Annotated in this window: 2 protein-coding genes; one reads left to right on the top strand and one right to left on the bottom strand. The window is 71.8% G+C overall.

The genetic code is table 11. The annotated features are described in order from the left end of the window. Window positions 1-63: 63 nt before the first annotated feature. A complete protein-coding gene (locus tag ACIRVK_RS45570; protein ID WP_404258073.1) occupies window positions 64-390 on the bottom strand; it encodes a hypothetical protein in 327 nt (108 codons plus the stop codon). 77 nt (window positions 391-467) lie between these two features. On the opposite strand from ACIRVK_RS45570, the gene ACIRVK_RS45565 reads away from it, so the two are divergent. Continuing rightward, window positions 468-1,202, top strand: a 735-nt coding sequence (locus ACIRVK_RS45565; RefSeq protein WP_404258071.1) for a helix-turn-helix domain-containing protein, incomplete at its 3' end; no start/stop codon positions are given.

Here is a 1,202-nt window from a genome sequence, read left to right as displayed (position 1 = left end):
AGTGGTCTGCGTCGTAAGTCCTTCGGGGGTTGACTTTGGAGCTGGTTGCAGGCCTGTTCGCGGTCAGGTGCCGAGGCCTGTGAGGTGGAGGTGGCAGGCGGTGTCGAGGGCGTCCTCGGGGGTGCCGCTGCCACTGCCGGTGGGCAGGAGGGCGTCCTGGTAGCGGTCGCTGGCCGGGTCGTGCAGGGCGAAGCCCCAACGGCTCGCGGTGCCGTGGTAGCGCAGGCGCATCAGCTTGAGGCTCCCGCCGCCGGCCAGTTCGCCTTCCACGTAGGCGTACTGGCCCCGGTGGCGGACGCGCAGGCCGGCCAGCTGCGGCCAGGCGGCCTTGGCGCGCATGTTCAGGTACAGCTCGAGCTGGAGCCGGGTATGTTCCGAGGGCGTTGGCACAGCGGACATCCTGCCGGAGGGCCGGCGATCGGGGGCGGCAGGATACGTCCTGTCGTGATCCACTTCTCGTGATCGGCGTGCCCGCCTTGCCCGTTGCCCCCGCCCGCCCGATAACCCTGGCCGCCTCCGAGCGCAAGCGGCTCAAGACGATGGCCTACGGCCACAAGACCGAACACCGGCTCCGTCAGCGCGCCCAGGTCGTCCTGCACGCGGCCCGGGGCCGCCCCAACGTCCGCATCGCCCGCGTGATGGGGCTGCACCTGGACACCGTCCGCACCTGGCGCGGCCGATTTGCCGAGCACCGGCTGCCCGCCCTGTCCGACCGCAAGCGCTCCGGGCGTCCCGCCTCCTTCACACCGCTGCAGACCGCCCAGGTCAAGGCCCTGGCCTGCCAACTGCCCGCCGAGAGCGGCACACCGCTCTCGCGCTGGTCGGCCCCGGAGCTGGCCCGCGAGGTCGTCGCCCGCGCCATCGCCGGCGCGATCTCCGCCTCCACCGTGCGGCGCTGGCTCAAGCAGGACGCGATCAAGCCCTGGCAGCACCAGTCCTGGATCTTCATCACCGACCCTGCCTTCCGGTCCAGGGCCGAGCGCGTGCTCGACCTCTATGCCCGCATCTGGAAAGGCGAAGCGCTCGGCGCGGACGAGTACGTGATCAGCGCGGATGAGAAGACCTCCATCCAGGCCCGCTGCCGCTGCCACCCCGCCCTGGCCCCCGGGCAGGCCAGGGCGATGCGGGTGAACCACACCTACGGCCGCGGCGGAGCCCTGGCCTACCTGGCCGCCTACGACGTCCACCACGCGAAGACCTTC

The organism is Streptomyces sp. NPDC101152, from assembly GCF_044768275.1.
Classification (GTDB): Bacteria; Actinomycetota; Actinomycetes; order Streptomycetales; family Streptomycetaceae; genus Streptomyces.
The sequence above is the reverse complement of the archived record's forward strand: the minus strand, read 5'-3'. Positions and strand labels throughout refer to the sequence as shown.